At 61.5% G+C, this 21632-nt stretch carries 19 protein-coding genes; 5 read left to right on the plus strand and 14 right to left on the minus strand.

The window, feature by feature from the left end:
* Positions 1-59 precede the first annotated feature (59 nt).
* The 4 genes from creD to ACF6ZU_RS10320 all read right to left on the minus strand — a co-directional run bounded on the left by creD (position 60) and on the right by ACF6ZU_RS10320 (position 4291).
* Positions 60-1436: a cell envelope integrity protein CreD gene (creD, locus tag ACF6ZU_RS10305; protein ID WP_392892081.1), complete on the minus strand. Its 1377-nt coding sequence runs from the start codon at positions 1434-1436 to the stop codon at positions 60-62.
* A 175-nt stretch (positions 1437-1611) separates the two neighbouring features.
* Positions 1612-3030 carry a two-component system sensor histidine kinase CreC gene (gene creC / locus ACF6ZU_RS10310; RefSeq protein WP_392892082.1) on the minus strand — a complete coding sequence of 473 codons (1419 nt, stop codon included), beginning with the start codon at positions 3028-3030 and terminating at the stop codon, positions 1612-1614.
* Positions 3030-3710, minus strand: coding sequence for a two-component system response regulator CreB (gene creB / locus ACF6ZU_RS10315; protein ID WP_392892084.1), 681 nt, complete (start codon positions 3708-3710; stop codon positions 3030-3032). The genes creC and creB overlap by 1 nt, the downstream gene beginning before the upstream one ends.
* A gap of 74 nt (positions 3711-3784) precedes the next feature.
* A complete protein-coding gene (locus ACF6ZU_RS10320) occupies positions 3785-4291 on the minus strand; it encodes an ATP-dependent zinc protease (RefSeq protein ID WP_392892086.1) in 507 nt (168 codons plus the stop codon).
* A gap of 305 nt (positions 4292-4596) precedes the next feature.
* Here ACF6ZU_RS10320 and ACF6ZU_RS10325 point away from each other — a divergent pair, with 305 nt between their 5' ends.
* Positions 4597-5484 carry an acyltransferase gene (locus tag ACF6ZU_RS10325; protein WP_392892088.1) on the plus strand — a complete coding sequence of 296 codons (888 nt, stop codon included), beginning with the start codon at positions 4597-4599 and terminating at the stop codon, positions 5482-5484.
* Position 5485: 1 nt separating this feature from the next.
* On the opposite strand, the gene ACF6ZU_RS10330 is transcribed toward ACF6ZU_RS10325, so the two are convergent.
* Positions 5486-6034, minus strand: coding sequence for a DUF2780 domain-containing protein (locus ACF6ZU_RS10330; RefSeq protein WP_392892090.1), 549 nt, complete (start codon positions 6032-6034; stop codon positions 5486-5488).
* 149 nt (positions 6035-6183) lie between these two features.
* Here ACF6ZU_RS10330 and ACF6ZU_RS10335 point away from each other — a divergent pair, with 149 nt between their 5' ends.
* Together ACF6ZU_RS10335 and ACF6ZU_RS10340 are read left to right on the plus strand one after the other, a co-directional pair.
* Positions 6184-6816: a sigma-70 family RNA polymerase sigma factor gene (locus ACF6ZU_RS10335; RefSeq protein WP_392892092.1), complete on the plus strand. Its 633-nt coding sequence runs from the start codon at positions 6184-6186 to the stop codon at positions 6814-6816.
* Complete coding sequence (locus ACF6ZU_RS10340; RefSeq protein WP_392892094.1) at positions 6813-7487, plus strand: anti-sigma factor domain-containing protein; 675 nt, start codon at positions 6813-6815, stop codon at positions 7485-7487. Before ACF6ZU_RS10335 ends, ACF6ZU_RS10340 begins: the two co-directional genes overlap by 4 nt.
* Positions 7488-7671: 184 nt before the next feature.
* On the opposite strand, the gene fdhA is transcribed toward ACF6ZU_RS10340, so the two are convergent.
* The 8 genes from fdhA to ACF6ZU_RS10380 form a co-directional block, all read right to left on the minus strand.
* Entirely contained in the window at positions 7672-8871 is a 1200-nt protein-coding gene (fdhA, locus tag ACF6ZU_RS10345) for a formaldehyde dehydrogenase, glutathione-independent (protein ID WP_392892095.1), read from the minus strand.
* 224 nt (positions 8872-9095) lie between these two features.
* Positions 9096-9953 (minus strand): formyltetrahydrofolate deformylase, encoded by an 858-nt coding sequence (gene purU, locus ACF6ZU_RS10350; RefSeq protein ID WP_392892096.1) that lies wholly within the window; start codon positions 9951-9953, stop codon positions 9096-9098.
* A gap of 169 nt (positions 9954-10122) precedes the next feature.
* Positions 10123-10755, minus strand: a complete 633-nt coding sequence (locus ACF6ZU_RS10355; RefSeq protein ID WP_392892098.1) for a sarcosine oxidase subunit gamma — start codon at positions 10753-10755, stop codon at positions 10123-10125.
* A 145-nt stretch (positions 10756-10900) separates the two neighbouring features.
* Complete coding sequence (locus ACF6ZU_RS10360; RefSeq protein ID WP_392892099.1) at positions 10901-13918, minus strand: sarcosine oxidase subunit alpha; 3018 nt, start codon at positions 13916-13918, stop codon at positions 10901-10903.
* Complete coding sequence (locus ACF6ZU_RS10365) at positions 13915-14244, minus strand: sarcosine oxidase subunit delta (RefSeq protein ID WP_008035036.1); 330 nt, start codon at positions 14242-14244, stop codon at positions 13915-13917. Before ACF6ZU_RS10365 ends, ACF6ZU_RS10360 begins: the two co-directional genes overlap by 4 nt.
* A 14-nt stretch (positions 14245-14258) precedes the next feature.
* Entirely contained in the window at positions 14259-15509 is a 1251-nt protein-coding gene (locus ACF6ZU_RS10370) for a sarcosine oxidase subunit beta (RefSeq protein ID WP_007947735.1), read from the minus strand.
* A 23-nt stretch (positions 15510-15532) separates the two neighbouring features.
* A complete protein-coding gene (gene glyA / locus ACF6ZU_RS10375; RefSeq protein WP_008035038.1) occupies positions 15533-16786 on the minus strand; it encodes a serine hydroxymethyltransferase in 1254 nt (417 codons plus the stop codon).
* Between the two features lie 282 nt (positions 16787-17068).
* On the minus strand, positions 17069-17779 hold the full coding sequence (locus ACF6ZU_RS10380) for a TraX family protein (RefSeq protein WP_392893770.1): 711 nt from the start codon (positions 17777-17779) through the stop codon (positions 17069-17071).
* 133 nt (positions 17780-17912) lie between these two features.
* Here ACF6ZU_RS10380 and ACF6ZU_RS10385 point away from each other — a divergent pair, with 133 nt between their 5' ends.
* Together ACF6ZU_RS10385 and ACF6ZU_RS10390 are read left to right on the plus strand one after the other, a co-directional pair.
* Positions 17913-18953, plus strand: a complete 1041-nt coding sequence (locus tag ACF6ZU_RS10385; protein ID WP_392892103.1) for a low specificity L-threonine aldolase — start codon at positions 17913-17915, stop codon at positions 18951-18953.
* Between the two features lie 373 nt (positions 18954-19326).
* Positions 19327-20151 (plus strand): SDR family oxidoreductase, encoded by an 825-nt coding sequence (locus ACF6ZU_RS10390; protein ID WP_392892105.1) that lies wholly within the window; start codon positions 19327-19329, stop codon positions 20149-20151.
* Between the two features lie 134 nt (positions 20152-20285).
* Here ACF6ZU_RS10390 and gbcB read toward each other — a convergent pair whose 3' ends face one another.
* Positions 20286-21386 (minus strand): glycine-betaine demethylase subunit GbcB, encoded by a 1101-nt coding sequence (gbcB, locus tag ACF6ZU_RS10395; protein WP_392892107.1) that lies wholly within the window; start codon positions 21384-21386, stop codon positions 20286-20288.
* Between the last annotated feature and the right edge of the window lie 246 nt (positions 21387-21632).

Consider the following 21632-nt stretch of genomic DNA (forward strand, 5'->3'; position numbering starts at 1 on the left):
AATCAGCGTCGCCAACACCTGCCCTTCCCGCTGATCCTCACGCAACCCCAACGACCGGCTCATTCCACCACCCCAAGATCAAACTCCAGCGGCTTGGCAGCCTTCTGCCCGATCCCGATCCCGTACCAGTCCAGCTTGCGGGTCAACACCATGAACACGCCCAACAACCCGAACAGCAGTAACGAGCCCATCAACAGCGCGTAATCCTCGGCACTCAGCAAGCCATAGAGCAGGCCATACAGCGCCGCCAACCCCGCCGAAAAACTCAAGCCGTGACGCACGCTGCGCAGCACGTGGCAGACATAGAAACCGATCAGCAGCACACAACTGCTCGCCGATAACAGATACGCCAGGGCAAAACCGATGTGCTCGGACAACGACAGCAACAACAGGTAGAAGAACGCCAGCGCCACGCCCACCAACGCGTATTGCACCGGGTGCACCGCGAGGCTCTTCAGGACTTCGAAGAGGAAGAAACCGGCGAAGGTCAGGACGATGAACAGCAACGCGTATTTGATCGCCCGGTCGCTCTTCAGGTACTGGTCCACCGGATCGATGAAGCTCACGCCGAAGCTGCGACTGTTGAACGCGTCACAGTCGTTGCCGGCGACGCAACTGCTCAGGGCTTCTTGCAGGTTGGTGGAGAAAAATGTGGTCTGCCAGTTGGCGGCAAAGCCTTGATCGGTCACTTCTCGCTGAGTCGGCAGGTAGTTGCCGATGAAGCTTGGATGCGGCCAGTTGGCTTCCAGCGCCACCTTGCTGGTCTTGCCCACCGGAAGGATTTGCAGTTGGCCGGTGCCTTGCAGACGCAGGTCGAAACCGAAAGCCAGTTCGGTGGCTTGCGCGGTGTTCAACGCCGGCAGCGTCACGTGCACGCCCTCACCCAGCCACCCCACCTGACTGCCGGGAATGAAGTCCAGATGCTGACCATTCAATTCCAGCTTCAGCGCATTCTCGATGCCACGAATGTCGCTGATCCCGACCGCGAGGAACGGCTGGTCGAACTGGTAGTCGGCGAAGTCTTCCTTGATGCCCAGTTGCGCAGGGACCGAGAAGTGTCCGCTGATGCGGTTGTCGGCGTGGAACAAGCGCGCCTCGTAAATGCCCCGGCTGCGCAGCTCGGTGTCGACCTTGCTCTCCAGTTCGAAACGCTCTGGCAGGAAATACAAACGGCCACGTTCCTCACCGACATCCTGGTAACGCTCGTTGGTTTTTTCGTTGAGCTTCCAGGTACGCACCACCTTGCGATACGGCACTACCATCAGCGGCCCGCTCAGTCGCTGGCTGTAGCTGGAACTGCGGGCGATGTCTTCGAGCACACCGTCGCGCAGTTGCTGTCGGTCCTGGATTACGCCGTTGATCATCAGCAACGGGATCAGCAACAACAGAATCAGCAGGGCAATCGCCCCGAGTTTTATGGTCAGATTTCGGTTCATGGGACTCTCCCTGTTTGGATGGGGAGAGTCTGGGGTGGGTGTGTGGGGGTTTTGTGGGGGAAGTATGGAGTTTGTGTGGAGACTGGGCTGGCCCCATCGCGAGCAGGGCTCACTCCTACAGTGGAGCGCGCACCTCTGTAGGAGTGAGCCTGCTCGCGATGGCCGCGACGCGGTCCTAAGCCAGGCGCAATGTCACTTCAACCCCACCCTCGACATTGCCGATGCTCAATGTCCCGCCATGCAACTTCACCACTTCCTCGACAAAATTGAGCCCCAACCCGGTGCTCTTGCGCCCGCTGTCCGGACGCGGCAAGGAGTAGAAGCGCTCACTCAAGCGCGGCAGCGCATAGTCGGGAATGGCCTCGGCCTGGTTGAACAGCTTGAACTCAATCTGCTCCCCGATCGGCTTCGCGCTGAATCGCAGCACGCCATTCGCCGGGGTGAAATCCAGCGCGTTTTCCAACAGATTGCCCAGCGCCTGACGCAACAGAAACGGCTCGCCGGTCAGCACCAAATCCTCCGAAATCGTCTGTTCCACACGCAACCGCTTGCCTTCGATGCGCCCGGCCTGAGCGTTCAGCAACTCATCGACCAGACTCGCCAACGGCACCGCCACCCGTTCTTCCAGACCCTGGCGCTGTTCGACCTGCGCCAGATTCAGCAGACGCTCGATCAACTGCTGCATCCGCGCGCTTTCGCTGTCGATGTTGCTGACGAAACGCTGCCGCTGCGCAGGCGGCATCTCCCCTTGCAGCAATTCCGCCGCACCGCGAATCGCCGCCAGCGGGCTCTTCAATTCATGGGTCAGCGTGTGCACGTAACGCTCGACGTAGGCCTTGCCTTCGAGCTGTGTGCGCATCTGCTCGACGGCACTCGCCAGTTGCTCCAGTTCGCCGCCGCGATAATGCGGCACCTCGACCCGCCGGCCTTCACTCACGGCTTTCGCGTACGCGGTCAAGCGCCGCAACGCCGCGCTCAGCCACCACGACAGCAACGCGCCGAAAAGCAGGCCCAGGCCGATCAGCCCGGCGCCATAAGCCAGTAGTCGTCGCTCCGTGCGATCGACGTAAGGCTGCAGCGAGCTATTGGGTTTGGCCACGGTGACCACGCCGATGATCTGGCCGTTGTCGCGGATCGGCGCGCCAACGTGCATCACGGAAGAGCTGGCATCGTTCGGATCGCTGCGACTGGAACGGGCGCCGTATTCACCGCGCAGGGTCAGCAGCACGTCGTTCCAGCGCGAGTAATCCTGGCCCACCGCCACGCCGCTGGAGTCAAGCACCACGATGCCCTTGGCGTCGGTGACATAGATGCGGTGGTTGACCTGGTTTTTCGGCAATCCCCAGATGTTCGCCTTTGGTTGTCGTTCGCCATAGGCCCTGAGCAATTGTGGCCAGTGGTTCTGGTTGAGGGTGCCGGCCTTGAAATCATCCCGCAGGATCTCGGCCATCAGGTTGGCGGTGTCGACCAGGGTCTCCTCTGTGGACTGGCGCACCCCGGGGCGGATTTCTTCCATCACGGTGCTGAGCACGAAGTAACCCGTCAGGCCGATGAACAGGACATAGACCAGGAAAATCCGGATCCCCAGCGGCATCAGCTGTGCCCCGGGCTGTAGCTGTAACCGAGGCCGCGATGGGTCTGGATCGGCTCGGCGTCGGCCTTCACCAGGCGCAACTTGGCGCGCACGCTCTTGATGTGGCTGTCGATACTGCGCTCGTAACCGGCGTCGGCGGCAACGCCCAGTGCGTCCAGCAACTGCTCGCGGCTGAAGACCCGTTCGGGTTGTTCGAGCAGGCATTGCAGCAGTCGGAATTCGTGGCGTGTGAGGGTCAACCACTGGCTGCGGTAACTGATCTGCACCCGCTCGCTGTCGATGCGAAACAGCGCCGTTTCAACCTCGGCCACGGTGCGCGGCGCCATGCGTTTGAGGATGGCCCGCACCCGCGCTGCCACTTCCCGTGGGCTGAACGGTTTGACCACGTAATCGTCGGCGCCGATTTCCAGACCGACGACCCGATCGATTTCCGCATCCCGGGCACTGAGGAAAATCACCGGCACTTCGCTGAAGCGCCGCAGTTGCTTGCAGGTTTCAAAACCGCTGATGTCCGGCAGGCCGATGTCGAGAATGATCAGGTCGGCCGGCGTCTGCCGCTGATGTTCCAGCGCAGCGGCGCCGAGGCTTAGCCACGTGGTGGTGAACCCTTCGCCCTGCAAGGCAAATATCAGGGTGTCGGCAATCGCCGCTTCGTCTTCGACAATCAGGATGTGAGGCATGGCGTCCGAGCCCGGCAGTTGGGTGGGCGAACGGTGCCCCAAGCCTCACTTCCCGTCAATGCAACGACTTGAAATCAGCAGTCCGGCTTGTCAGCAGTGAAACGCCGCGCCGGGTTCACCGCCGCGCCGAACTCACGCAGGGCCTTGGCGCCGATCAGCAGCGGGTAGTTGAAGCTGCTGCGGTCGGTGAGGTTGACCTCGACGGTGCGCTTGACGTTGCCCAGGCACAGTTCCAGATCGACCACCGGACGCTTGGTCGGCTCGCTCACTTCCTTGTCGTCTTCGTCTTCTTCCGAGCGGGTCTTGATCTTGCTGATCCGCGCGACCTTGTGTTCGTAGACCTTGTTGCTCGCGTCCTTAGTGGCGAGGCGGAAGCGCACCCATTCATCGCCGTCGCGGGTGAAGGTCTCGATGTCCTTGGCCGACAGCGAGGCGGTCAGGGCGCCGGTGTCCATTTTGGCCTTGAGCACTTCACCGCCGATTTCCGGCAGCGCGATGTATTCGTAACGCCCGTACAGGGTCGGCTCGGCGGCCAGGACCGGCAGCGCCACGAGGGAAAGCAGTGCGAGGAGGGATTTCACGTAAAAGGCATCCTGGGAAAGTGGGCAGCGGGATTTTAGACCGTCAGCGGCCAATTCGTTCGTTCTTGAGAGCTTTCGCGAGCAGGCTCGCTCCCACAGTTGATTAAGGTGTACAAAATTTTTGTGGACGGCACAAAACCCTGTGGGAGCGGCGGTGCGACGATTCGGCTTGCCGGCGAAGAGGCCAGAACAATCACCACAGCCTCAGGATACTCAAGCAAAGGTGAAACATTCGTCACCCCCGATTTGGCCTCTCGCCCGAAGCTGCTTATCATGGCGCGCCCAGACGCTTTCAAGAGTTTCTTATGCGCCGCCTGCTCACCGGCTGTCTCGTTACCCTGCTGCTGTTGCTCAACACCCTGGTCCTGTTCGGGCCGCTGATGGTGTTTGCCTTGCTCAAACTGGTCCTGCCCGGCCGCTTTCGCGACTACGCCTCGCAGTCAGTGATGTGGATCGCCGAGACCTGGTCCGAAGTCAACAAGCTGATCTTTCGCCTGTGCATCCCCACGCAATGGGATATTCGCGGCGACGCCGACCTGCGGGTCGACACGTCCTATCTGGTGATCAGCAACCATCAAACCTGGGTGGATATCCCGGCGCTGATCCAGACGCTCAACCGACGCACGCCGTTTTTCAAATTCTTCCTCAAGAAAGAACTGATCTGGGTGCCGTTCCTGGGCCTGGCGTGGTGGGCGTTGGATTACCCGTTCATGAAGCGCTACAGCAAGGCATTCCTGGCGAAAAACCCGGAACTGGCCGGCAAGGACCTGGAGATCACCAAAGCCGCGTGCGAGCTGTACAAGCGCCAGCCGGTGACCGTGGTCAATTACCTCGAAGGCACCCGCTACACCCCGGCGAAAAGCACCCAGCAACAATCGCCGTTCGCTCACCTGCTCAAGCCAAAAGCCGGCGGCGTGGCCTTTGTGCTGGCGGCCATGGGTGAACAGCTGGACGCCATTCTCGATGTGACGGTGGTGTATCCGCAGGAGAAGATTCCGGGGTTCTGGGATTTGCTCAGCGGCAACGTGCCGAGAATCATCATCGACATCCACACCCGCGAACTCGACCCCGCGCTGTGGCAGGGCGATTACGAGAACGATCCGGTGTTTCGCGAAAGGGTCCAAAACTGGGTCAACCAGCTCTGGACCGAGAAAAACCAGCGCATCGACGCCTTGCGCGCCGAGCGCCGCTGAATCAGCTGCCGGTGCCCCAGATGCCGCCCAGGCTCTGCAGCAGCGAACCGCCGACGCCTTGCTGACCGAGGTATTGCAGAAGCACCGGGGCAAACTGGCCGATCATGCCGCTGTCCATGCCCAGTGCGCCGAACGCACTGTTCAGATCGTCGGTGTCCTTGACGTTGCCGAGGGCGTTATCCAGACCAGCCGCCTTGCCGCTGGAACCGAGCAGACCGGCAAGCGCCCCCAGCTCTCCGACGCCGGACAACTTGTCGATGCCCGGTACGCTTTTGGCCAGTTCCGCATAATCGGTCGAGCTCAATTGATTCTTGGCCAGCCCGAGCATCGCCCCGGCGCCGCCGACGGCTTGTTGCGGCGTCACGTCCAGTTGGCTGAGCGCGCCCAACAGATCGGCGGTCTCCGACGTCGGCGCTGCCGCTGTGGCGGCGTTGTCGCCCTTCATCCCGGAGATGGCGTTGGCCGCATCGCCCAGGCTGAACTGTGCAAAGGCCGGGCTGGCAGCCAGGGTCATGAGCGATGCCAGTGCAAAACCGCGTGAAATCTTCATCCAGACATCCTCTTGTGCCATGAAAACCGCCCGGTGACAGGCGGAAAAATCTGCCGTTTTGACTCGGCTTCTGCCGGCATGTTCCTCAGGCGCGCATCCATTTTTGTCGCGCCCACGTATATAAAACGTGAAATCCCGGATGCCGCGCGATGAATGGCACGACTGCTTGCGCTGAACTAGCCTGTGAACAACCCGACAGCCCGCGCTGCCGCCGTTCGATCGCCTGGAGAACCGTTATTTCCGCCGACACCGATCAACTCAGGCAGCTTTTGGCCCAGTGTTCACTGGGTGACCGCCGCGCATTCGAGACGCTTTACCGCAGTGTCGGCCCGCGTTTGCATGGCGTTGCCCTGCGCTTCATGGGGCGCGCCGACCTGGCGGAAGAAGTGTTGCAGGAAAGTTTCGTGCGCATCTGGAACAACGCGTCGCGCTATGAGGCGCACCTCTCGGCGCCGATGACCTGGATGATCAACATCACGCGTAACCAGGCCATCGACCAGTTGCGCAAACACCGTGACAGGCCGCTGAGCGATCTCGAAGAACAGGCACTGGTGGATGAAAGTCCTTCGGCCCACGAACAATTGAACAGCGCCCGCGAGGCCAGCGCCTTGAACCGCTGCCTGGACAGCCTCGAAGGCATGCAGCGTCAATCGATCACCGTGGCGTACTTTCAGGGCCTGTCGTGCTCGGAACTGGCGGAACACCTGGCCGCGCCGCTGGGCTCGGTGAAATCCTGGATCCGCCGGGGCATGGAGCGCCTGCGCAGGTGCCTTGAATCATGAACTATCAAACCACGACCCTGCGCCGCGCCTTGGCCGCCGATTACGCGATCGGTTTGATGTCGTCTGCCGCCCGTCGGCGTTTCGAGCAGTTGTTGCTGGACGATGCGGCGTTGCGCGGGGAGCTGGCGCAGTGGCAGGAGAGCCTCGCCAGCCTGACCGACAACCTGCCCGAGCAGCCTGTGCCGGATCGCGTGTGGCACGGGATTACGGCACGGATCGAACCGCAAGTGCTGCATATGCCTGAGAAACGTCCGTTCTGGAACTGGCTGCGGATTACCGCGGCCGTGTGTTCGCTGGTGATCGCGGTGACCCTGGGCGTGTTCTATACCCGCGACACTGCGCGCTACAGCGCGACGCTGCTGACGGTCGACGCGCAACCGGCGTTGAAGGTCGAGGCGCATGAGGATTATCTCGACGTCGAGCCGCTGGCGCTGGCCGCGGTGGATCCGCAGCGCAGCCTGGAGTTGTGGGCGATTCCGGCGGATGGCAAGCCGATTTCCCTCGGGGTGATTCCGGTGGGCGGCAAGGGCCGTGTCGAGCTGAGCGATGCGCAGAAGGCGTTGATCGGCAAGCCGGTTGCGCTGGCGGTGAGTCTTGAGCCGAAGGGTGGTTCGCCGACGGGGCAACCGACGGGGCCGGTTCTCTATCAGGGAGCGCTCGCCGCACGTTGACCTGTAAGAGCCGGCTTGCTGGCGATGGCGGTGCATCTGGCACACCGCGTTGCCTGGATCGCCAGCAAGCCGGCTCCTACAGAGGCATGTTTAGCGTTGGAACAATGAAACAGGAACGCAGGGGCGATGTAGATGCCATAAAAAACGGCGACCCGAAGGTCGCCGTTTTGCATTGCTTGAAGCGTTACGCAGCGCTGAACAGTTTGTGCGGGTCGATCACAAACTTCTTCGGTACGCCCGCATCGAACTCGCCATAACCTTCCGGCGCCTGGTCCAGGCTGATCACCTGCACTCCCACCACTTCAGCGATGTTGATGCGGTCCCACATGATCGCCTGCATCAGCTGGCGGTTGTACTTCATCACAGGCGTCTGGCCGGTGTGGAAGCTGTGGGATTTGGCCCAGCCCAGGCCGAAGCGAATGCTCAGGCTGCCCATTTTCGCGGCGGCGTCCACGGCACCCGGGTCCTCGGTCACGTACAGGCCAGGGATACCGATTTTGCCGGCGACCCGAACCACGCCCATCAACGAGTTGAGCACGGTGGCCGGAGCCTCGTGCTTCACGCCGTCATGGCCGTGACCGCGCGCTTCGAAGCCTACGGCGTCGACGGCGCAATCTACTTCAGGTTCGCCCAGCAGTGCGGCGATCTGTTCGTGCAACGGTGTGTCCAGGGACAGGTCGGCGATTTCGAAACCCTGGGCCTTGGCGTGCGCCAGGCGAACAGTGTTGACGTCACCGACGATCACGACCGCAGCGCCCAGCAGGCGAGCGGAAGCGGCAGCGGCCAGGCCGACCGGGCCGGCACCGGCGATGTATACGGTGCTGCCTGGGCCAACGCCGGCAGTCACTGCGCCGTGGTAACCGGTCGGCAGGATGTCGGAGAGGCAGGTCAGGTCGCGGATTTTTTCCATCGCGCGATCGCGATCAGGCAGTTTCAGCAGGTTGAAGTCCGCGTACGGCACCATCGCGTACTCAGCCTGGCCACCGGTCCAGTCGCCCATGTCGACGTAACCGTAAGCACCGCCCGGACGCGCCGGGTTAACGCTCAGGCAGACGCCGGTGTGCATTTCCTTGCAGGAACGGCAGCGCCCGCAAGCCACGTTGAAAGGAACGGACACCAGGTCGCCGATTTGCAGGTTCTCGACGTCGCTGCCCTTCTCGATCACTTCACCGGTGATTTCGTGACCCAGTACCAGACCGGTTTGAGCAGTGGTACGACCGCGCACCATGTGCTGGTCGGAACCACAGATGTTGGTGGAAACCACACGCAGGATGACGGCGTGGTTAATCTTCCTGCCACGCGGGTCCTGCATTTTCGGATAGTCGATTTTCTGTACTTCGACCTTGCCAGCGCCGAGATACACCACACCACGATTGCCAGACATGCTTTCACCTCGCTGTTGTTTTTATGTAGCGGACGCGTCGCCAGGGATCGGCGGCGCGTTGATTGCTCGGGTTATTGCCTGTGTGTCTTGTGTTGTCTGTTATGGCCTCATCGCCAGCAAGCTGGCTCCTACAGGGGATCGCGGCGTCCCCATTTTTCGCTACCGACCGCGATCTACTGTAGGAGCCGGCTTGCCGGCGATAGGCTGCGAAGCAGCCTCAAAATCTAAAGAACAACCGTGCGATTGGCGTTGAGGAACACCCGTCGCTCGATGTGATACCCAACCGCCCGCGCCAACGTCAGCCCTTCGATATCCCGCCCTTTGGCGATCAAATCTTCCGGGTAATGACTGTGATCCACCACCTCGACGCCCTGGGCGATGATCGGGCCTTCGTCCAGGTCGTTGTTGATGTAGTGCGCCGTGGCGCCGACCAGTTTCACGCCTTTGTTGTAGGCCTGGTGATACGGCTTGGCGCCCTTGAAACCGGGCAGCAGCGAGTGATGAATGTTGATCGCCTTGCCATCGAGCTTGCGGCACAGCTCCGGCGACAGCACCTGCATGTAGCGCGCAAGAATCACCAGCTCGGCGCCGGACTCTTCGATCACCTGCAACACCTGGCGCTCTTGCGACGGTTTGTCGTTCGGGTCGAGCGGAAAATGGTAGTACGGAATCTGGTGCCAGTCGGCCAACGGCTTGAGGTCCGGGTGGTTGGAGACCACGGCGGCGACGTCCATCGACAACTGGCCGATGCGCTGGCGGTAGAGCAAATCGTTGAGGCAGTGATCGGCCTTGGAGACCATGATCACCACTTTCGGCCGGTAGTTCGGCGGTGTCAGCTCGAAGATCATGCCAAAGGCTCTGCCGCGCTCTTCGAGGCCGGCGCGGAAGGCTTGCTCGTCGAAGCCGTCAGGCTGGCGGAACTCCACGCGAATGAAGAAGCGGCCCGAGAGCCGGTCATCGAACGAGTGGTGCTCGGTGACGTAGCAGCCCTGCTCGAACAGAAAGCGGGTCACCGCGTCCACGGTGCCGAGCACGCTGGGGCAGTCGGCGGTCAGAATCCATGTGTCTGGGGCGCGGCTCATAGTGCGGTGACTCCTGCTGAATCGGTAATGAAAACACCCTCCTGTGGGAGCGAGCCTGCTCGCGATGGACGTGAACGATGACGCGTAATTCCTGATTTAACGCGTCGCCCTCAAGTCCATCGCGAGCAGGCTCGCTCCCACAGGTGATCGCCTCCATGGCGGGTGGTGATCAAGCCTGAACGCTAAGCCCGTACTCGGCCGAAGCGTCCTGCAACCACAACCACCAGTAATCCGAGAAGCTGCGACGGATCAGCAGTTCCCAGGTGTCCTCGGCCGTGTGGCGGATGACCAGTTGCGACTTGGCGAACACCGTGCCCACGGCCTTGCCGACCGGGAAGCTGTTCGGGTGCACGTCGTAGCTGGTGGATTTCATCAACACCTGGCGCACGTTCGGACCGCTCAGTTCGAGGATCTGCTGGCCACCGCTGACGTTGACGATCTGGATGTGCAGGTCGCCCAGCGCTTCACGGAGTTTTTTCTCGGCGGCGAATTCTTCGCCGGTCGGCACGATCAGCAAGTACTCATCCGGCCCCATCCATTGCAGGCTGGTTTCGCCCTTGACGATGACGGTCAGCGCGCTCGGCAATTCGATGCCCAGGGCCTTGTGTACGCCAGCGGCGAACGCAGCGTCGTGGCCATCGCCACGGATGGTCAGGTGACCGAGGAGTTTTTTCTCGCGCACGATCACGCCGGCGCTCTTGCGACCCTTGCCCACCAAGCTGGCGAGGTCGGCATGATGCAGCGACGACTCGGCCTTGGCCCCGGTGGTTGGGCGTTGTTGGTAAACATTGGCTGCGGTCATAAAGCACCTTTCCTGAATTCTGTTGTGAGGCTTGTGGTGACTGATCTGGCGTCATCGCCGGCAAGCCGGCTCCTACAAATCGCGTACATCCTGTAGGAGCCGGCTTGCCGGCGATGCGGTGCATCAGATGCACCACATCCGGCAATCACACGTTCTGGCGATCGCCTTTCGGATCGAAGAACACCGAAGAAACGATTTCCGCCTCGATCACGCTGCCGTCGGCCAGCGGTGCGAATACACGCTCGCCGATCCGCTTCAAGCCGCCCTTGACCACGCCCATGGCAAACGAATAGCCGAGGGAGTTGTGCAGGTAGCTGGAGGTGACGTGACCGACCATCGACATCGGGATCGCCTGCTTGGTGTTGAACACCAGTTGCGCACCTTCCGGCAGCCATTTGGTCGGATCGATCGGCTTCAGGCCCACCAGCTGTTTGCGTTGATCACGCACACAGTCTTCGCGGTTCATGCCACGCCAGCCGATCCACGAGAACGGTTTGGTGCGACCGACACACCAGCCCATGTTCAGGTCGTCCGGAGTCATCGAGCCGTCGGTGTCCTGACCGACGATGATGAAGCCCTTCTCGGCCCGCAGGATGTGCATGGTTTCGGTGCCGTACGGCGTCAGGTTGTACTGCTTGCCGGCCTCGACGATTTTCTCGAGCACGCCCATGGCGTAGTCGGCTTGCACGTTGACTTCGTACGACAGCTCACCGGTAAACGAAATCCGGAACACCCGCGCCGGCACACCGCCGACCAGACCTTCTTTCCAGGTCATGAACGGGAACGCTTCGTTGCTCAGGTCGATGTCGGTGACTTCGCTGAGCAGCTTGCGGCTGTTCGGCCCGGACAGGGTCATGGTTGCCCAGTGATCCGTCACGGAGGTGAAGTACACCTTCAGCTCAGGCCATTCGGTCTGCGAGTAGATTTCCAGCCATTGCAGCACGCGTGCCGCGCCGCCAGTGGTGGTGGTCATGACGAAATGGTTGTCGGCGAGACAGGCGGTAACGCCGTCGTCGAAGACCATGCCGTCTTCCTTGCACATCAGGCCGTAACGGGCCTTGCCCACGTCGAGCTTGGTCCAGGCGTTGGTGTAGATGCGGTTGAGGAACTCACGCGCATCCGGGCCCTGAATGTCGATCTTGCCGAGGGTCGACGCGTCCAGCAGGCCGACGCTGTCGCGCACGGCTTTGCATTCGCGTTTCACCGCGGTGTGAATGTCTTCACCGTTTTTCGGGAAGTACCAAGGACGCTTCCATTGACCGACGTCTTCGAACTCGGCGCCGTTCTTCACGTGCCAGTGATGCAGCGCGGTGTGACGGACCGGTTCGAAGATGTGCCCACAGTGACGGCCAGCTACCGCACCGAACGTCACCGGCGTGTAGTTCGGACGGAACATGGTGGTGCCCATCTGCGGGATGGTCACGTTCAGCGAACGGGCGGCGATGGCCAGGCCGTTGACGTTGCCGAGCTTGCCCTGGTCCGTACCGAAGCCCAGTGCGGTGTAGCGCTTGACGTGCTCGACCGACTCGAAGCCTTCGCGAGTCGCCAGTTCGATGGCGGCGGCGGTGACGTCGTTTTGCAGGTCGACGAATTGCTTCGGCGCACGTGCAGTGTTCTTTTCGTGCGGCACCTGGAACAGCGCCAGGGTCGGCTCTTCCAGACGGCTCAGGGCTTTCGGCAAGGTGCCTTCGACCACGCTGAAACCGGCTTCGCTGGCCGCGCGAGCGCCGCCTTCAAAACCATCGGCCAGCGAATCGCCGAGGCCGTAGACGCCGTTGATGCCACCGACGCACACGCGTTTCTGCGGTGCTTCGCCCGGTACGAAACCGAGGATGTCTTCACGCCAGATCGGCTTGCCACCCAAGTGCGAAGCCAGGTGAACCACCGGGCTGTAACCGCCGGAACTGGCGACCAGGTCGCAATCGAGCCATTCGCCCGGGCTGGTCACGGCGTGCGCTTTGACGTCGATCGCGGCAACGCGGGCAGCGGTCACGTGCTTGCTGCCACGGGCTTCGACCACGGCGCTGCCGGTCAGGATGCGGATACCTTTGGCGCGCGCTTCTTCAACCAGTGCGCCGCGCGGATTGCTGCGGGCATCGGCGATGGCCACGACTTGCAGGCTGGCGTCGAGCCAGTCCAGCGCAACGCGATAAGCGTGGTCGTTGTTGGTCGACAGCACCAGCTTCTTGCCCGGTGCCACGCCATAACGACGAACGTAAGTCGACACCGCGCCGGCGAGCATGTTGCCCGGTACGTCGTTGTTGCCGTAGACCAGTGGACGCTCGTGAGCGCCGGTCGCCAGCACCACGCGCTTGGCGCGAACCCGGTGGATGCGCTGACGCACCTGGCCAATCGGAGCGCGGTCGCCGAGGTGATCGGTGAGGCGTTCGTGAATGGTCAGGAAGTTGTGGTCGTGGTAACCGTTGACCGTGGCGCGCGGCAACAGCAGCACGTCCGGGGTGTTTTTCAGCTCGTCGATGACGGCCGCAACCCATTCCACGGCAGGCTTGCCGTCGAGGCTTTCGCGGGAGTCGAGCAGGCTGCCGCCGAACTCTTCCTGTTCATCGGCGAGGATCACCCGGGCACCGCTGCGTGCAGCGGCCAGTGCAGCGGCCAGGCCGGCAGGGCCGGCGCCGACGATCAGCACGTCGCAGTGCTGGTTCATGTAGTCGTAGGTGTCCGGATCGTTCTCGGTCGGCGAGCGGCCAAGACCGGCGGCCTTACGAATGTACTTCTCGTAGGTCATCCAGAACGATTGCGGGTACATGAAGGTTTTGTAGTAGAAGCCCGGCGGCATCAGCTTGCCACCGACCTTGCCGAGAATCCCCATCATGTCGTTGTTCACGCTTGGCCAGCCGTTGGTGCTGGTGGCGACCAGGCCCTGGTACAGCGCTTGTTGCGTGGCGCGGACGTTCGGAATCTGCGTGGCTTCAGTCGCGCCGATCTGCAGCACGGCGTTCGGCTCTTCGGCACCGGCGGCGAAGATGCCGCGCGGACGGGAGTACTTGAAGCTGCGACCGATGATGTCGACGCCGTTGGCCAGCAATGCAGCGGCCAGGGAGTCGCCTTCGAAGCCTTTGTAGCTCTGGCCGTTGAAGGTGAAGCTCAGCACTTTGTTGCGGTCGATCCGTCCGCCGTTGGACAGGCGATTGATCTGGCTCATACCTTCTCTCCCAGAGCCGTCGTAGCCGCTTTCGAGCTATCGGTCTTGTCGGTGAATTGTGGCTTGGTGCCGATCTTGTAAGTCTCGAGAATCTCGTAGGTCACGGTGTCGCGGGTGACGTTGAAGTACTGACGGCAACCGGCGACGTGATCCCACAGCTCGTGGTGCAGGCCGCGAGGGTTATCGCGGAAGAACATGTAGTCGCCCCACTCCTCGTCGGTGCAGGTGTTCGGATCCAGTGGACGCGGGATATGCGCCTGGCCGGATGCGTGGAATTCCTCTTCAGAGCGCAGCTCGCCGCAGTGAGGACAGAAGATATGCAACATGGGGATTTCTCCTGTTAGTGGGCAACCGCAGCAGCGCCGTGTTCATCGATCAACGCACCGTTGTGGAAACGGTCGATGGAGAAAGGTGCGGCCAACGGGTGCATTTCACCCTTGGCCAGGCTCGCGGCAAATACGTTGCCCGAACCAGGTGTTGCCTTGAAGCCGCCGGTGCCCCAACCGCAGTTGAAGAACATATTCGGTACCGGGGTTTTCGAGATGATCGGGCACGCATCCGGCGTGGTGTCGACGATGCCGCCCCACTGACGGTTCATGCGTACGCGGGACAGCACCGGGAACATCTCGACGATGGCCTGGATGGTGTGCTCGATCACCGGGTACGAACCACGCTGGCCGTAGCCGTTGTAGCCGTCGATACCGGCGCCGATCACCAGGTCGCCCTTGTCGGACTGACTGATGTAACCGTGTACGGCGTTGGACATGATCACGCTGTCGATAATCGGCTTGATCGGCTCGGACACCAGCGCCTGCAGCGGGTGGGATTCGATCGGCAGACGGAAACCGGCGAGCTTGGCCATGTGCCCGGAGTTACCGGCCGTGACCACGCCGACGCGCTTGGCGCCGATGAAACCCTTGTTGGTTTCAACGCCGATGCACACGCCGTTTTCCTTGCGGAAACCGATCACTTCGGTCTGCTGGATCAGGTCCACGCCGAGTGCGTCAGCCGCACGGGCAAAGCCCCAGGCCACGGCATCGTGACGGGCCACGCCGCCGCGACGCTGGACGGTAGCGCCCATGACCGGGTAGCGAGTGTTCTTCGAGCAGTCGAGGTACGGAATCTCGTCCGCCACTTGCTTGGCATCGAGCAGTTCGCCGTCCACGCCGTTGAGGCGGTTGGCGCTGACCCGACGCTCGGAATCACGGATGTCCTGCAGGGTGTGGCACAGGTTGTAGACGCCGCGCTGGGAGAACATCACGTTGTAGTTCAGGTCCTGGGACAGGCCTTCCCACAGTTTCATCGCGTGTTCGTACAGGTGCGCCGACTCGTCCCACAGGTAGTTGGAGCGAACGATGGTGGTGTTGCGCGCGGTGTTACCGCCGCCCAGCCAGCCTTTCTCGACCACGGCCACGTTGGTGATGCCGTGCTCTTTCGCCAGGTAGTAAGCGGTGGCGAGACCATGCCCGCCGCCGCCGACGATGACCACGTCATAGACCTTTTTAGGGGTCGGCGTGCGCCACATTTTCTGCCAGTTTTCGTGATGGCTGAGGGAGTGTTTGAAGAGGCCGAAGCCCGAGTAGCGTTGCATAGTCATTTACTCCAAAACCGCGCTCAGCGATAAACCGGGAAGTCCGCGCACAGGGCCGATACTTGCTGCGCGACGTTCGCTTCGACATCGGCGTCGCCGAGGTTGTCGAGGATGTCGCAGATCCAGCCGGCCAGCGTGACGCACTGGGTCACCTTGAAGCCGCGCGTGGTCACCGCCGGGGTGCCGATGCGCAGGCCGGAAGTGACGAACGGCGACTGTGGATCGTTCGGGACAGCGTTCTTGTTCACGGTGATGTGGGCGCGACCGAGTGCTGCATCCGCCTCTTTGCCGGTGAGGCCCTGACGGATCAGGCTGACCAGGAACAGGTGGTTATCGGTGCCGCCGGACACTACATCGTAGCCGCGTTTGATAAATACGCCGGCCATGGCCTGGGCGTTATCGATCACTTGTTGCTGATACGCCTTGAAGCCTGGTTCCAGCGCTTCCTTGAAGCACACCGCCTTACCGGCGATCACGTGCATCAGCGGGCCGCCCTGGGCACCCGGGAAGACGGCTGCGTTGAGCTTCTTCTCGATTTCTTCGTTGGCCTTGGCCAGGATCAGGCCACCACGTGGACCGCGCAGGGTTTTGTGGGTGGTGGTGGTGACCACGTCGGCGTATGGCAGCGGGTTCGGGTACAGGCCGGCAGCGACCAGACCGGCGACGTGCGCCATGTCGACGAACAGCAGCGCGCCCACTTTGTCAGCGATCTGACGGAAGCGCGGGAAGTCGAGGGTCTTGGAGTAAGCCGAGAAACCGGCCACGATCATTTTCGGTTTGCATTCGACGGCCAGACGCTCGACTTCGTCGTAATCGATCAGCCCGGTCTTGGTGTCGATGCCGTACTGCACGGCGTTGTACAGCTTGCCCGAGGACGACACCTTGGCGCCGTGGGTCAGGTGACCGCCGTGGGCCAGGCTCATGCCCAGAATGGTGTCGCCGGCTTGCAGCAGGGCCAGGTACACGGCGCTGTTGGCTGACGAACCGGAGTGCGGTTGCACGTTGGCGTAATCGGCGCCGAACAGTTGCTTGGCGCGCTCGATAGCCAGGGCTTCAACCTTGTCCACGTGCTCGCAGCCGCCGTAGTAACGCTTGCCCGGATAGCCTTCGGCGTATTTGTTGGTCAGGCCACTGCCCTGCGCTTCCATGACGCGTTTGCTGGTGTAGTTTTCTGACGCGATCAGCTCGATGTGATCTTCCTGGCGTTGCTCCTCGGCATTCATCGCCGCCAGCAGTGCATCGTCGTAACCCTTGATCTGGTCTTGCTTGCTGAACATCGCGTCTCTCCCAGCGGCATCTGTGCGCCATTCGTCTCGGTAAGGCACGCGTTTCGGCAGTGCCCTTTGATAGCGATGGTATGACCGGCGCAGACAGGTCAAATGCCTACGGACGCCACGCAAAGGTGCGTTTACGACATGGCGGGAAATGGCATGACTGGCACGACCGTCGAACCCGCGAAGATCCCCTGTAGGAGCGAGCCTGCTCGCGATAGCGATGGAGCTGCGACATTGATGTCGCCTGACACGCCGCCTTCGCGAGCAGGCTCGCTCCTACAGGGGTTATGCGGCGATCTGGCGGACGAGCAGCAGCAAGAGGAAATGCAGCGGATAAAGGGCATACGCCCAACGCCGCATTGGCGGTGGCTTGATATGTCGCGCATGTCGCAACAGGAACATTCCCGACAATGGCGCGATCAGGCACGTGGCAATGCCGAAGATGGCCGCCTTGTTGCCAAGCCGTGCGGAGTAATACAGCACCTCCCATTGATTGGCCGCCAGACAGACCAGCCCCGGCAACAGGCTGAAATACCAGGGTCGCCGAAACACCAGCAACATGACCAACGGCAGAAGCACTCCGAAGAAACCGAACATCAGTCGCTCCGGAAACAGCGCCGCCAGGATCAGCGCGCCCGCCGCGAGCAGTCGTGATTGCAGCATCGGGTGCTGCCAGCCGCGCGCGACCAGCAGTCCGAGCGCCAGCGTCGGCATGACGTTCAGGGTATCGGGATCGGGAATGAACATCCGGTAAGGGATTTCGCTGATGACGCTGAACAGCAGCAACCAGCCCAGATACCGCCACAGGTGTGTTACTTCCCGTGAACGAGCGAGGTTCGCCGCCATCGCCAGGCAGAACCACGGAAACGCCAGTCGCCCCGGCACATACAGCAGATCGAGGGAATAGCCGACATATCGCAGGTGATCGAGCACCATGCTCAGCAGCGCCAGCCACTTGAGCAGATCCAGTGCCCCATCCCTTTGCGTCATGTGCATAATTGCCCGTCGTCTTTGTGTTGTTCTGTCAGACGCATCCCGTGTGCTCGCCGGATGATCTTCGGTAAAGTGCGCACCATCATTGACCACGAGGCGCTTCACCATAAGCGTCCCGATCACGGAAAGCAGGGCCATGACCGATAAGAGCCAACAATTCGCCAGCGACAACTATTCCGGTATCTGCCCTGAAGCCTGGGCCGCCATGGAACAGGCCAACCACGGCCACCAACGCGCTTACGGCGACGATGAGTGGACCGCCCGCGCGTCCGATCAATTCCGTAAATTGTTCGAAACCGACTGCGAAGTGTTCTTCGCCTTCAACGGCACCGCCGCCAACTCGCTGGCCCTGTCGTCGTTGTGCCAGAGTTACCACAGCGTGATCTGCTCGGAAACCGCCCACGTCGAAACCGACGAATGCGGCGCCCCGGAGTTCTTTTCCAACGGTTCCAAGTTGCTCGTTGCCCGCACTGAAAACGGCAAGCTGACCCCGGATTCGATCCGCGAAATCGCCCTCAAGCGCCAGGACATCCACTACCCGAAACCCCGCGTCGTGACCCTGACCCAGGCCACCGAAGTCGGCAGCGTCTACACCCCGGAAGAAATCCGCGCCATCAGCGTCACCTGCAAAGAGCTGGGCCTGAACCTGCACATGGACGGCGCGCGGTTCTCCAATGCCTGCGCCTACCTCGGCTGCTCGCCTGCGGACCTGACCTGGAAGGCCGGCGTCGACGTGCTGTGCTTCGGCGGCACCAAAAACGGAATGGCGGTGGGTGAAGCGATCCTGTTCTTCAACCACAAACTGGCGGAAGACTTCGACTATCGCTGCAAACAGGCCGGACAGCTGGCCTCGAAGATGCGCTTCCTATCGGCCCCGTGGGTCGGGATCCTGGAAAACGACGCCTGGCTCAAATACGCCCGCCACGCCAACCACTGCGCGCAGTTGCTGGCCGAGCTGGTCAGCGACATCCCGGGCGTGGAACTGATGTTCCCGGTGCAGGCCAACGGCGTGTTCCTGCAACTCTCGGAACCGGCCATCGCCGCCCTGACCGCCAAGGGCTGGCGCTTCTACACCTTCATCGGCAACGGCGGCGCACGCTTCATGTGCTCATGGGACACCGAAGAAGAACGCGTCCGTGAACTGGCCGCGGATATCCGCGAAGTCATGTCCCGCTAACACCCCAAGCCTTGTAGGAGCCAGCTTGCTGGCGATCGATACAACGCGGTTAGCCAGACAAACCGCGTGATCGTTCATCGCCAGCAAGCCGGCTCCTACAAATTCGTGCCCTCCCCCCATTCTGTACACGACACAAAACCCGTAGGAGCCAGCTTGCTGGCGATCCAGACGACGCGGTGCACCTGACACACCGCCATCGCCGGCAAGCCGGCTCCTACAAATTCGTGCCCTGCCTCCCATTCCGTACACGCCCCAAAACCTGTAGGAGCCGGCTTGCTGGCGATCCAGGCGACGCGGTGCACCTGAGGCAAGCCGGCCCCTGCGCCTTGGTCTACATTGAAACGCTCCAATAACAATAATCAGGAGCGTACCCATGTCATTGAAAGGCAAAACCCTGTTCATCACCGGCGCCAGCCGCGGCATCGGCCGCGAAATCGCACTGCGAGCCGCGCGGGATGGGGCCAACATCGTAATTGCGGCAAAAAGTGCGGAGCCTCACGTCAAGTTGCCGGGCACGATTTTCAGTGTCGCCAAGGAAGTCGAGAACGCAGGCGGCAAAGCCCTGGCCCTGCAGGTGGACGTACGTGACGAAGTCGCGGTTCGGGACGCACTGGCCCAGGCCAACGAACATTTCGGCGGTATCGATGGGCTGGTCAACAACGCCGGCGCGATCAAGCTGACCGGGGTTCAGCACATCGAACTGAAACGCTTCGACCTGATGCACCAGATCAACACCCGCGCCGTCTTGCTCTGCAGCCAGGCGGCACTGCCGTATTTGAAGAAATCCGGCGGACACATCCTCAACCTGTCGCCGCCGCTCAACCTGGCAACCCAATGGTTCGCCCAATACAGCCCGTATACCGTCACCAAATACGGCATGAGCATGCTCACCTTGGGCATGAGCGAAGAGTTCAGGAACTACGGCATCAGCGTCAACTCGCTGTGGCCGCAGACGATGATCGCGACGGCCGCCATCGAATTTCAGCTGGGTTCACGCGAATCCTTCAAGCATGCGCGCACGCCGGAAATCATGGCGGATGCTGCCCACATCATTTTGAGCAGCACAGGGCGCAGCCTGACCGGGCGGTTGTTGATCGACGAGGAAATATTGCGGGAAAGCGGCGTCACCGAATTCGAACACTATCGGTTCGCCCCTGACAGCAACGAGCCGCTGATGCCGGATCTGTTTATCGGCTGAGATATCCACAACCCCTGTAGGAGCGAGCCCCGCTCGCGATGAACTTAAAGACGCCGCGTTTATCCAGAATGCACGCGTTATCGTTAACATCCATCGCGAGCAGGGCTCGCTCCTACAGGGTCATTCGACAGCTTTTAGAACTCGATTCGAACGTCGCCCTTCGGCACGCTGCAGCACGACAGGATGTACCCCTCGGCTTCGTCTTCCTCGGTGATCCCGCCGTTGTGGTCCATTTCGACCTCGCCCCCCAGCTTCAACACCTTGCACGTACCGCAGATGCCCATGCCGCAAGCCTTTGGAATCAGCAGACCCACCTTGGCCGCCGCCGCGTGGACAGTTTCGCCCGGCGCCACGCGAATGCTCTTGCCGGAGGAAATGAACTCGACCTGATGCAGGTCGGCGGCATCGACTTCCGGCGCATCAGCCGCCTGCTCGGCTTGCTCCACCGCATCGGCACGGGCTTCCGGCGGTGTCGCGCCGAAGGATTCTTCGTGATAACGCTTCATGTCGAAGCCCGCGGCCTCGAGCATGCGCTTGACCGCGTTCATGTACGGCGTCGGGCCGCAACAGAACACTTCGCGCTCCATGAAGTCCGGCGTCATCAGTTCGAGCATCTTGTGGTTCAGGTAACCGCGATAACCGGCCCAGGGTTCGCCCAGACCATGCTTCTCGCAGATCAGGTGCAGGCTGAAGTTATCGATCCGCGACGCCATGTGTTCCAGTTCGCGGTGGTAGATGATGTCTTTCGGTGAACGGGCGCTGTGGATAAACACCATGTCGACGTTGCCGTTGGTGTCGTAGAACCAGCGCGCCATGGACATGCACGGTGTGATGCCGACGCCGCCGCTGAGGTACAGGACCTTCGGCGCAGGGAAATCCATGGCGTTGAACAGCCCGACCGGGCCGTGCACGGCCAGTTCCTGGCCTTCATGCAGGGTGTCGTGCAGCCAGTTGGACACTTTGCCGCCCGGCACACGCTTGATCGTCACCGAAAAGCTGTAAGGCACCGATGGCGAGCTGGAAATGGTGTAGGAGCGCATGATCGGCACGCCTTCGATTTCCAGTTCCAGGGTGACAAACTGACCCGGTTTGAAGAAGAACAGGATCGGCTGGTCGGCCATGAAACAGAAGGTGCGCACGTCCCAGGTTTCCTGGATGACTTTGACGCAACGGACGATGTGTCGGCCATTGGCCCAGGTCTGGGTGGTTACCGGATTCAGGAAGCTGTTGGACATGCTGTTCTCCACCGCCGATGGTCGGCCTTATGTTGGCGATTCTGCGTATAGCGCCGATCACCCATTTACCTATCTGCGACATTCACATACTTATCGCGACCAGCCCACAAGTACCGGGGGTTGCGCGTCGGGAACAGATTGGGCCATGTCGCCCATGGATAAGGTTCCGCGCAACGGCGGCCCCACACTCGCCCCATACCAAGACACATTCTTTACACCTTGCGTAGCAACCCTGATTAGCCACTT

The organism is Pseudomonas migulae (genome assembly GCF_043225285.1).
Lineage (GTDB): Bacteria > Pseudomonadota > Gammaproteobacteria > Pseudomonadales > Pseudomonadaceae > Aquipseudomonas > Aquipseudomonas migulae_C.

Coding starts and splice junctions, on each gene's coding strand:
- creD (WP_392892081.1), bottom strand. CDS start 1,436: ATGAACCGAAATCTGACCATAAAACTCGGGGCGATTGCCCTGCTGATT.
- fdhA (WP_392892095.1), bottom strand. CDS start 8,871: ATGTCTGGCAATCGTGGTGTGGTGTATCTCGGCGCTGGCAAGGTCGAA.
- ACF6ZU_RS10385 (WP_392892103.1), top strand. CDS start 17,913: ATGACCGATAAGAGCCAACAATTCGCCAGCGACAACTATTCCGGTATC.
- purU (WP_392892096.1), bottom strand. CDS start 9,953: ATGAGCCGCGCCCCAGACACATGGATTCTGACCGCCGACTGCCCCAGC.
- ACF6ZU_RS10325 (WP_392892088.1), top strand. CDS start 4,597: ATGCGCCGCCTGCTCACCGGCTGTCTCGTTACCCTGCTGCTGTTGCTC.
- ACF6ZU_RS10340 (WP_392892094.1), top strand. CDS start 6,813: ATGAACTATCAAACCACGACCCTGCGCCGCGCCTTGGCCGCCGATTAC.
- ACF6ZU_RS10360 (WP_392892099.1), bottom strand. CDS start 13,918: ATGAGCCAGATCAATCGCCTGTCCAACGGCGGACGGATCGACCGCAAC.
- ACF6ZU_RS10365 (WP_008035036.1), bottom strand. CDS start 14,244: ATGTTGCATATCTTCTGTCCTCACTGCGGCGAGCTGCGCTCTGAAGAG.
- ACF6ZU_RS10335 (WP_392892092.1), top strand. CDS start 6,184: ATGAATGGCACGACTGCTTGCGCTGAACTAGCCTGTGAACAACCCGAC.
- gbcB (WP_392892107.1), bottom strand. CDS start 21,386: ATGTCCAACAGCTTCCTGAATCCGGTAACCACCCAGACCTGGGCCAAT.
- creB (WP_392892084.1), bottom strand. CDS start 3,710: ATGCCTCACATCCTGATTGTCGAAGACGAAGCGGCGATTGCCGACACC.
- ACF6ZU_RS10390 (WP_392892105.1), top strand. CDS start 19,327: ATGTCATTGAAAGGCAAAACCCTGTTCATCACCGGCGCCAGCCGCGGC.
- glyA (WP_008035038.1), bottom strand. CDS start 16,786: ATGTTCAGCAAGCAAGACCAGATCAAGGGTTACGACGATGCACTGCTG.
- ACF6ZU_RS10370 (WP_007947735.1), bottom strand. CDS start 15,509: ATGCAACGCTACTCGGGCTTCGGCCTCTTCAAACACTCCCTCAGCCAT.
- ACF6ZU_RS10330 (WP_392892090.1), bottom strand. CDS start 6,034: ATGAAGATTTCACGCGGTTTTGCACTGGCATCGCTCATGACCCTGGCT.
- ACF6ZU_RS10355 (WP_392892098.1), bottom strand. CDS start 10,755: ATGACCGCAGCCAATGTTTACCAACAACGCCCAACCACCGGGGCCAAG.
- ACF6ZU_RS10380 (WP_392893770.1), bottom strand. CDS start 17,779: ATGCACATGACGCAAAGGGATGGGGCACTGGATCTGCTCAAGTGGCTG.
- creC (WP_392892082.1), bottom strand. CDS start 3,030: ATGCCGCTGGGGATCCGGATTTTCCTGGTCTATGTCCTGTTCATCGGC.